At 56.1% G+C, this 8,022-nt stretch carries 8 protein-coding genes and 1 pseudogene; 3 read left to right on the forward strand and 6 right to left on the reverse strand.

Annotation, left to right across the window (positions count from 1 at the left end):
- Positions 1-1,081, reverse strand: a pseudogene (locus tag ACP99_RS16800) (type B DNA-directed DNA polymerase); the annotation flags it as partial.
- Between the two features lie 336 nt (positions 1,082-1,417).
- On the opposite strand from ACP99_RS16800, the gene ACP99_RS16805 reads away from it, so the two are divergent.
- Positions 1,418-3,646: a hypothetical protein gene (locus ACP99_RS16805; protein ID WP_049987702.1), complete on the forward strand. Its 2,229-nt coding sequence runs from the start codon at positions 1,418-1,420 to the stop codon at positions 3,644-3,646.
- 73 nt (positions 3,647-3,719) lie between these two features.
- On the opposite strand, the gene ACP99_RS21290 is transcribed toward ACP99_RS16805, so the two are convergent.
- Entirely contained in the window at positions 3,720-3,854 is a 135-nt protein-coding gene (locus ACP99_RS21290) for a hypothetical protein (RefSeq protein ID WP_269319682.1), read from the reverse strand.
- A 129-nt stretch (positions 3,855-3,983) separates the two neighbouring features.
- Here ACP99_RS21290 and ACP99_RS16810 point away from each other — a divergent pair, with 129 nt between their 5' ends.
- Together ACP99_RS16810 and ACP99_RS19605 are read left to right on the forward strand one after the other, a co-directional pair.
- Positions 3,984-4,571, forward strand: coding sequence for a DUF7342 family protein (locus ACP99_RS16810; RefSeq protein ID WP_049987703.1), 588 nt, complete (start codon positions 3,984-3,986; stop codon positions 4,569-4,571).
- A gap of 3 nt (positions 4,572-4,574) precedes the next feature.
- Positions 4,575-5,057 carry a hypothetical protein gene (locus ACP99_RS19605; protein WP_081927555.1) on the forward strand — a complete coding sequence of 161 codons (483 nt, stop codon included), beginning with the start codon at positions 4,575-4,577 and terminating at the stop codon, positions 5,055-5,057.
- Between the two features lie 50 nt (positions 5,058-5,107).
- Here the strand turns inward: ACP99_RS19605 and ACP99_RS16815 are convergent, their stop codons facing one another.
- The 4 genes from ACP99_RS16815 to ACP99_RS16830 form a co-directional block, all read right to left on the reverse strand.
- On the reverse strand, positions 5,108-5,752 hold the full coding sequence (locus tag ACP99_RS16815) for a ribonuclease H-like domain-containing protein (RefSeq protein WP_049987704.1): 645 nt from the start codon (positions 5,750-5,752) through the stop codon (positions 5,108-5,110).
- Positions 5,749-6,069 carry a hypothetical protein gene (locus tag ACP99_RS16820; RefSeq protein WP_049987705.1) on the reverse strand — a complete coding sequence of 107 codons (321 nt, stop codon included), beginning with the start codon at positions 6,067-6,069 and terminating at the stop codon, positions 5,749-5,751. The genes ACP99_RS16815 and ACP99_RS16820 overlap by 4 nt, the downstream gene beginning before the upstream one ends.
- Before the next feature lie 2 nt (positions 6,070-6,071).
- Complete coding sequence (locus ACP99_RS16825; protein ID WP_049987706.1) at positions 6,072-6,911, reverse strand: hypothetical protein; 840 nt, start codon at positions 6,909-6,911, stop codon at positions 6,072-6,074.
- A gap of 382 nt (positions 6,912-7,293) precedes the next feature.
- The coding region (locus ACP99_RS16830; RefSeq protein WP_231554330.1) for a ribonuclease H-like domain-containing protein at positions 7,294-8,022 on the reverse strand (729 nt) is incomplete at its 5' end.

The following is an 8,022-nucleotide window of genomic DNA, read 5'->3' on the forward strand; positions in this document are numbered from 1 at the left end:
GTCCGGTGAGACGTTCCGGGTACAGATGATGTTCGGATACAACGAGGAGAAGTCGAGTTCGTGGACGTTCTCGTGGAGGCCGACCTCGGGACGCGAAGATGAAGCCGCCGCGGTCGGCGTCGTGAAGCGTCCCCATCGGCTTGTAGAACTCGTGGCGCCAGGAGTTCCACGGGACGAGGACCCCGCGGTCGTGGGCCTCGCAGATCTGGATCGCCGTGAGCACGTTTCCGATCGACGCCCACGCAAGCTCCTGGACGGGCTTTTTCGAGCGCGACACGAGGTCGAGGACGCCGTCGAGGTTTGTCTCCCCGTAGAAGAACGTGTTCGACTCGTCGATGATCGCCCGGCCGGGGATGTTGTACCGCGCCGGCGAGTGGCCGACGCGGCCGTAACTCGAGTACGTCGACCGGCTCGCGAGCTGCTGGTAGTCGACGTCCGGCCATCGACTCAGCGAGAAGTCGTCGACGCCGGCGTCTGTCGCCATCTCGTACAGGGTCGGGACGATCTCGCTGGTTGAGCAGACCAGGACGCCCGGATCGTGCGCTTCGAGTGCCCCTTGGACGGCGGTCAGGATATCCGTCGGTGGGCCGGTGACGGTGTCGCCGGCGACGGACAGTTCCTCGTAGACGTCGTAGCTCGTTTCGGTCACCGGAATACTGAGCCGGAGCGTCGACAGCTCGCTCGCCGGCGTCGGATCGGCGCCGGTCTCCAGACAGTACCGGAACTCTCGCGAAAAGTCCACGTTGAAACAGGCGAGATCCCCGACTGGAAAGGCTGACAGCTGGCGTGCCTGCCGGGCGAGTGGAGTGACACGGTCGATGTGGGCAACGTCGACCGCAAGAACGGCCTCCTCGTCTCGTCGAAAGCCCGGCCGTCGCGCAACCATCTCGGTCGCGACGACATCCGGGTGCTGGTCGTACACCGACTGGAGCGTCGTGAGGTCGAGGTCGGACGCTGGGTCGCGAGCAGCGACGTAGAAGCGCGGCGAGTAGTCTTCGTGCTCGGTCGCGACGGCGCCGTCGGCGGTTGTCTCCCACTCCAGGACACGGCCGTCGTCCAGGAAGTCAATACTGAATGACATTTTGGATCATTCTCTACCAAACTTCATGAGTCGCCGGTCAATAGGCGGTGGCGTGTCATTTCCAGAATTCAGAAAATTTGCTCATGAACGCTCAACAGACCCTATGCCGTCTGTTTCTCCGTTTTGTACCTTTCCGGAATGCGTTCCCAAATCCGTGTCTGCTTTCTAATATGAGATACCGCTAACCCAGTCTGCTAATCTATTCAAAACCTGACAAAGGATGTTGAATACAGAGGGGGACTATCTGTGTCCACCATCTTCCGATGAATCAGACGTTAGAGTGGGTTCCAGTACTTTCCGAAAACTTACTGGGCACTCATCAGAAAACCATATTTAATGCGGAAACGCCGATGGATCGTTCTCAAACTGACAGGCCTGCTCAAACCTGTCTATCGCCGGCTAGGATTCTTCCCATATCGCGGTTCCATATTACTGCAGAAAAACACCGAGACGAAACCGTGGGCCAGCAGAGAGGAACTAAAACAGACCATCTACGGCCTCTATGAGCGACGATATACATCAGCCACAGCGCTTCTACTGTTGATTAGTACATTTCTTCTCACTGCCGCAGTGAATATCTCCCCGTTCGCCACCCCCAGCTGGTTTGCTGTCAGCACTGTGTGGCAAACCCATGCAACGATAATCGGGCTCAGCTTCGTCGTTCTAGTCTTTCTCCTTGAGATAGTTTCACGAAGCCGCCTTGTTGAGGGTGCGTTAGAACAGTTCCTGCGGAAATCGATGGTGCTACCAATCCTCGTTTACTCACTTCTTGGGAGCCTGATTATCGGTATTTTGGTCCTGTATCCGGGTCTCCGAACAGATTGGATTAATCCGAATCTACCTGCTATATTTTTCACCGTCACTATTCTTGGCGTAATGTTTGTCTATTGGAAAGTTGTTACACTGGTGCTGACCGACGAGACCGACCAGGAAGCATACAGCATATTGAAAAACAACATCACCCAGAAAATCCATCAAGATGTCACGATATATGAATACGACCAGATCCTAGAAAATGAACTACCTGAGGGCGTTGAAACACAGAAAACACTGTATCCATACTATGGTGGTGGAAAGGATTCTCTGACAGCTGAGGACCTTGATCTGGATGGAGTAGTCGCAGACATACACACCCCGACTTTGGCCTATGGCGTCTCTGAACTCATACGCATCGGTGAAATCCATCAAGAAGACAGTGACGAACCAGATGAAGAGACGGATCACCCCGTCGAGATCCGCGTCAAAATCGGGGATCAGCTACAGGAGTTCTCATCAATCCTTCACATTGATTCAGACTTCTTCCAGAAGGAGATGGAATCAGTCTACCCTATCATCGCATCTAGCATACTCACCCGGCCGGGAACAGGACGAAACGATACTATCCAGACCATCCACAAGTATACCGATTTTATGGATCAAGAAGGCAAGCGAATCGTCCGAAATGCAGAGACACGATCATTCCTCTACTTCTTAGAACAATACGAAGACGTGGTGCTTCATTCGTTGAACGAGTTGGAGGAAGCTCGATTCCTAATCGAGGAACACCGCTACACAAACGCCGATCTCCCATTCTATAACCTTGATCAGATCTTGTTCCGCGTCTTCGAGGAGTCGCTTGATGAGATGAACCGTGAATTCGCCAACCACATCTTAGACTTAGTTGACGCCATCGTCAAAACGACGGCAGAAAGGGAGCTGTTTGGAGCCTACCAACGATATATGAACCTCTATTCCCGGTTCTATTTCGCTTTGGCACTACGGAAGGATACCCTCCCTGAGAATTTCTCGATCGAAATCACCGATCATCTCCTCGAGAACTTCCAATTCTCCGTAATAAACGGAGAAAATAAAGACTATGACGTGCTTGATGATATTGACGGGTTTGACCACTCCGTCACCAGCTACAGCGAGGTCGCGTTGGACCAAGCTCACCGGATGTTCAAATATGCATTTGAAAACCAGGATGCTCGAGCATTCACGAAGTTATGGAATGCAGTTAGCCCGCTCCGAGACACCGATAATGACGCTGTATTAGAAACCGTCCGACGAGAATCAGAGAATCTGCGGTTTAATGCTGCTGCGATGACTTATGATGTATCGAAGGACAGCGAAAAATACCAAGACACGTTTGACACGATTTACAACCGCTGCATATTGAAGACGTATCACGAGCTCCCCAGGCTGTTTGACATCTATTTCAGGATCCAGGAAAAAGACGGTCACCGCACCCGATGGGGACGGTGGGGCCACCAAGAACATGATATTATTCAAGAGATGCGTGGGAAGCCGTACTCAATTGAGCCAGAGTACAGTTTGGGCGAGTTCTACTGCTTTACCGGAATTATGTCCGGTTTTCTTTCCGATGACCGTGAACTCAACCCGCTGAATGGGAAGTCACTGAGCGATGAGGATTTTCGCCGCATCAGGATGTCCTCCCATGATGTGAGACGGAAGAAGCCATTTCTTGGGGTGCGACAATACGTTGATGAAGACGATTATGAGGAGAGGGCTGACCGGTTCATAGAGTACCACGAAGAAATCGTTGAGGAGGACCAGTCAGAATAGGGGGGTGTTCGCTTAGAAACGTCCTCAAGTTTAGGTAACTGAGAAGCGCCGGCAGCAGCGGGTTCTGGTGGTTCTACAGTCCGCTCGCATCGGCGTGCTCGCGGGCGTACTCGAACAGCGGTCGAAGCGCGGCTAGTTGCGACGCCGCCGTCGGCGGTTGCCTCCCACCCCAGGACGCGACCATCGTCCAGAAGTCGATAGTACCCATCCTACTCGCTCACGCCTCCGTCGTTCGCTTTCCAGAACTCACCTGGTTGGATTCAGCCGGTGCACTCTCCATGAGCGGAATATAGTATTTGACCAAAGAACTATGTTCCTCTGATCCGTGTGTTTCTATATGAACGACCGAAACCCACCAGATGAGTTTGCAGACGTCAACGAAGCGGTTGGTGAGGAATGGGAAGCAGAAACAACACCCTATGAGCGCATTCGACACGTTGTTGCGCATACGTACAGCCCCGTCTCAGCTGATGCCGTAGCTGACGATGCACGGACGGCTCCAAAGACCGCTCGAAAGCACCTGAACACACTCGCAGACGAGGGGTTTGTCGAGACGACACCCGGCGAACAGGGTGGCACGCTCTATCGGCGCTCACCTGAATCACTCGTCGTCGAACAGGCTGCCGACATCCTTGAGCACGTCTCGACCGATGAACTCGTCACCCGAATTCAGGAGATGCGCGAGCAGCTCACCGAATATCGGTCCGAATTCGGTGTTGATTCCCCCGAAGAATTGGCGGTCAACCAGACGAACCAGGCCCTCAGCGAGACCGGGTCACAGGACGAGATCGACCCAGAGACGATTCGTGAGTGGAAGACGCTCCGACGGAATCTCGCGTTCGCGAACGCTGCCCTCTCGATCGGCAACGCCGAGCAGTTCGTCGATAGTGACCGTCGCTCGACTGACGACAGCGTCCCTGCCTGAGCAATGCGGGATTCGCCTAACCAAGCAGAAACCCATACGCTCCGGGGAGCTGCGGATCGGCCGGTGCTACTGACGATTCGTGATGTCGTCGAGGAGATGGAACCGCTCGCAACACCTGAACTCGACGACTACCTCCATCCATCAGTCCTCGAAGTCATGCTTGACGATGGACTGTGTGGGGCCGAGGACGCCCGGATCGATATCCAGTGGACGACACGAGATGATTACAAGTTCCATTACACGGACACGGAAGGGGTGAATCTGCGCTGGGGGAAGCACCCACACGCAGGAGACTATATCCACGTCCCCGGATTAGAACACTATCATCCACCGCCGAACGCGAGTTCTGATTCAGACGAGGTCGAAGCGTCCTGTATTTCACAATCTCCTGAAGAATTGGTCACCCGCGCGGTGCTTAAACTCTGGCGGGTCGCCTACCACACGGACTCGTATGAACCACTCAACGCAGGTCGTAACCCACCGTAGGAACCATCCGGGTGCTTTCCTTTACGAACCCCCACTGAGAAGCGAGTTCTTCAGGCGATAGGCTCCAGCGACTTCATAGAGAAATCTGACTTTGAACAATACCGTTCTGCAAGCTCCATCAACGCTCGAGTCCGTCGGATATCCGCGACATTGTGGATGATGAGTGGCTCGTAGGCTCCCTCCTCCCATGCGGTGACTGCCTCGCTACTGTCGGTGAATGGATCCAGGTCGTTCAATCCGGCGCCGATTAGTTCCTCGTAGACGCCACTCAGTGTGTCTTCACTCGTATTGAAGCGTGTCTCGAAGACATCCATCACGTCGACGTATGGCAACGTGCCAAAGGGCCACTCGAGCCCGTGCGTACAGAGCCGTGTACGAAGGAACGGGAGATCAAATCCCCCGTTCCACCGCTCACCGTTGTATGCGACGAGCTTTGCATCTCGTTGGGTGAGTGTCGACGTGACGAACGTCGCTAGTTCGTTCAGGAGTTCCTGTTCGTTGTCATGGAGTGAGAGCTGTACCGGTGTCTGGAGGGCGTCGCTGAGCCGATCTGCGAGGCCTGCTTCTGGTGTCGTCCCGGTATGGAGAAATACCCGCGACGAGACCGCTGAATCGAACCCAACTACTGTGAGTTCATCACCGGCCTGAAATCCCGTCGTTTCGATATCGAAGGCAATCGTCGTCAACTCCGTCATTCTACACCTCCAGTGTTACCTTCGGCGGACGATTGCTGCTGTTCGACCACAGTTTCAGAAAGCCGTTGCTCAAGCTCTGATAGGCGTTCCTCGTGATCGTCGAGGCGTCCCTCCTGTTCGAGATCGATGCTGAGCAGCGCCGGCAGCAGCGGGTTCTGGTGGTTCAACAGCCCGCTCGCGTCGGCGTGCTCGCGGGCGTACTCGAACAGCCGGTCGAAGCGCGGCTGGTCGCGACGCCGCAGTGCCCGGCGGAACTCTGCCCACCGCTCTTCGATGGCCCGGAGCGCATCCCGGTACGTCGGGTTTGTGCGCCCCATCGCTATCGGCCTCCTGTCCCGGTCGCGGTCCACGCATCGAGCAAGGGGTCCGCAGTGGCCGCCACCGTCTCACCGTCAGCTGTGACGCCTGTCCCGACACCCTCCGGAGTCGGCGTCGACGGCGTCGACGTTGGCGGTTCCACGCCGACCTGCGTGGCGCGTGCCGCGAGCAGCTGCCGCCAGTACGCGAACGTCGTCTGGTAGTACGCGCCGTCGTCGACGGGATAGACGAGCGTCTCGAAGTCTTCGCCGACGACCCGTGGCCCCATCCGGGTTTGCTCACACTCGAGGTGGTGGTCGGCGACCGTCGCGACTGGCTCGGTGAATTCGTTTCGTTCGTTTCGCGTAACGAGCACCGGGATGTCGTACCCCTCGGCGTAGGTCGCCAACCGGGCAAGAGTTCGAGCCTGAAGGGTTCTCGCGTGGGTTTCGCCGAGGGTATCGTCGGCGCGGTACTGGGCGTCGACGGCCGGCGCGACGATGAGCGCGGGCGTGTGGGGCGACGTGTCCTCGTCACGACTTGGTTCCCCTCGACCGGCCGCCCCAGAACCGGCGGTGGACGACTGGATTACCTTATTCACCGCTGACGGGAGACCACAGACGGCGCCGTAGTGCTGGTAGGCGGTGAATCCGCGTGCCACGTGGATTCGGTTGAGCAACCGTTGACTAGGGGCGATTTGGGCGAGTGTCGTCGTTGTCGCGTGACCATTTGCGTCGACCCAGAAGGCGGGCCCGTCGTGCAGGAGGAGATGGTCGAGCACGAGCGACTGCAGGATCGGGACGCCACGGCCTCCCTCGACGTCGAGCAACGTGATGCCGTCGTCGAGCTGTGGCAGCAGCATCTCGTCTGTAGTCGGATCGGCCTGGTCAGCGAGGGACCGATTGCGGTCAGCTCCCCGTGTCGGCTGATCCACCGCCAATCGGTTCGACGTTGAGTGTTCTCCCATACTCGACTAGTTGTCTACGTTCCCGATAAGCCGCGGCGTGGCGCTTCCGTGTTTCAGGGAAGGGCTGGAAGGTATGTAGAACCGGACTCAGGCAACGGATTTCTGCCATCGTTTGACCGTTTCCGAGAACGTTTCCAGAGAGGAAGGCAGACAGCATCGTCGGATTAACCAACAGTCCAGAGGATCACGGCTCAATTGTTGGTTAAGACTCTCCGAACCCATGGTGATCTCGCCCTCACGTAATTCGGTTGACGGCCCCGCATATTCCCCGAGCCTACTATCTGATGTGATCGACGATTGTTCTCAGCGCGGTTACATCGTCGTTATTGTACTGTTTGAGTCGATCCCAGTCTGGTTCTTCGCCGTCGAGGAGATATCGCGTGTACTTGCTCCCGACCACAAATCCATCGACGGTCGGGTCTTGATATTCAAAGCCGAGTGCGCTCGCTACGACGTCCAATTTATGCCGATTGAAGGGCCCGAAGAGTTCCTGTTGGGAAGTTATCCCGAGATCGTGTGCTCGCTCCAGATGGTCGATCCCCTCAGTGATGCCGTGTTCGTCGAATCTGCGACTGAGACACTGTTCGTCGAAGTAGTTCCCTCCGTAGTAGATGATTGGCTCGGAGCCGTGCTCATCAAGGTACTCAGACAGCTCCTGAAGGAGTGCTGACTCGTCGTCCGGCTCGAAGAATTGTCGGTACGCATCGTTCTGGTAACTGTAGGTGCCGACCAGCCAGATCCGATCCTGCTGAAGATCCGTCTCTATGTCTAAGAGGAGCGGGTTCGTATCGTGAAGGTCGTCGAAGGCGGACTTGTTTAGAATCACGACCTCATCGTTTTCGAAAGCCTGTCGATGAGCAATCCACCGGTCCACGTGCCATGACGAGGCTCCAGGGAGGGCTTCGAGTTCGGCACGCCGTTCTTCGGTAATCTCATCTGGGCTAGTGATCCCTAACTCACTGAACTGTTCCACTCGGTTTCTCCCGACCTGGACGAGATCAGTCAC

The organism is Halobellus rufus (assembly GCF_000739575.1).
GTDB classification, from domain to species: domain Archaea; phylum Halobacteriota; class Halobacteria; order Halobacteriales; family Haloferacaceae; genus Haloquadratum; species Haloquadratum rufum.